Origin of the sequence: Paractinoplanes ferrugineus, assembly GCF_016862195.1 — a bacterium.
Lineage (GTDB): Bacteria > Actinomycetota > Actinomycetes > Mycobacteriales > Micromonosporaceae > Actinoplanes > Actinoplanes ferrugineus.
In genome coordinates this window covers 1-1,111 of the sequence record NZ_BOMM01000117.1, presented here as the reverse complement: position 1 = coordinate 1,111, position 1,111 = coordinate 1, and the positions used below count along the sequence as shown (strand labels likewise).

At 61.3% G+C, this 1,111-nt stretch carries 1 protein-coding gene; it reads left to right on the top strand.

Going from position 1 to position 1,111, the window contains the following annotated elements:
* Positions 1 to 1,111, top strand: a 1,111-nt coding sequence (locus Afe05nite_RS43485; protein WP_203823221.1) for a hypothetical protein, incomplete at both ends; no start/stop codon positions are given.

Sequence of the window (1,111 nt, the reverse complement as noted above, 5' to 3'; positions counted from 1 at the left end):
GTGAACGCCGGGCAGAGCTTGCGTCCGGTCACGCATGTCGCGACCGGAAGTCTCTACGGACTCGCGAACGCCAGCCAACCCACCGTCGCGCTCGCCCAAGCCATCAAACCCAACACCTTCGTCCAAATGCCCGCCGGCGGTAAACAACAACCCACCGGCGACATCGCCGTCGTCGCCCCCACCGCCCTCGCCGTCGGCGCCAAACTCGTCAACCGACTCTCCGACTACTACCCCGGCTGGCCCTACCAATTCAGCTGGAACACCTGGACACCATTCATCAACACCCAGATCACCACCATGAAAAACGCCAACTACTACAACAACATCACCGCCTACGAACTCTGGAACGAATCCGACAACACCTGGAAAACCACCAACGGCACCTACGAAGCCTTCTGGACCACCACCTTCCGCCAAGTCCGCTCCATCGACCCCAACAAACCCATCCAAGGCCCCAGCTTCTCCGACAACATCAGCGACATGGAGAACTTCCTCCGCAACGCCGTCACCACCAACACCGTCCCCGACATCCTCGCCTGGCACGAACTGTCCAGCCCCGCCAAAATCGCCGGCGACGTCGCCAAAGTCCAAGCCATCGAAGACAAACTCGGCATCACCCGACGACCCATCGCCATCGAGGAATACGCCTCCCCCAGCGAAGTAGGACTACCCGGACCACTCGTCAGCTACATCGCCAAATTCGAACGACTCGGCATCCGCGACGCCGAACTCGCCTTCTGGAACCAATCCGGCGCCCTCGGCGACCTACTCACCAGCCGCGGCGGCAACCCCAACGCCGCCTACTGGATGTACACCTGGTACGCCGCCATGAACGGCACCATGGCCACCACCACCCCACCCGCCCAAACCGGCATCGACGGCTACGCCGCCATCCCCACCAACAAAAACCAGATCAGCATCATCACCGGCAACTGCAACGGATCCTGCGCAGTAACCGTCAACGGCCTCAACACCCTCAACCTCGGCACCACCGTCACCGTCAAAATCGAACAAACCGTCTCACAAGGACGAACCGTCGCATCCAACGGCCCCACCACCATCTCCACAAACACCTACACACCCGCCAACGGCACCATCACCGTGCCGATCA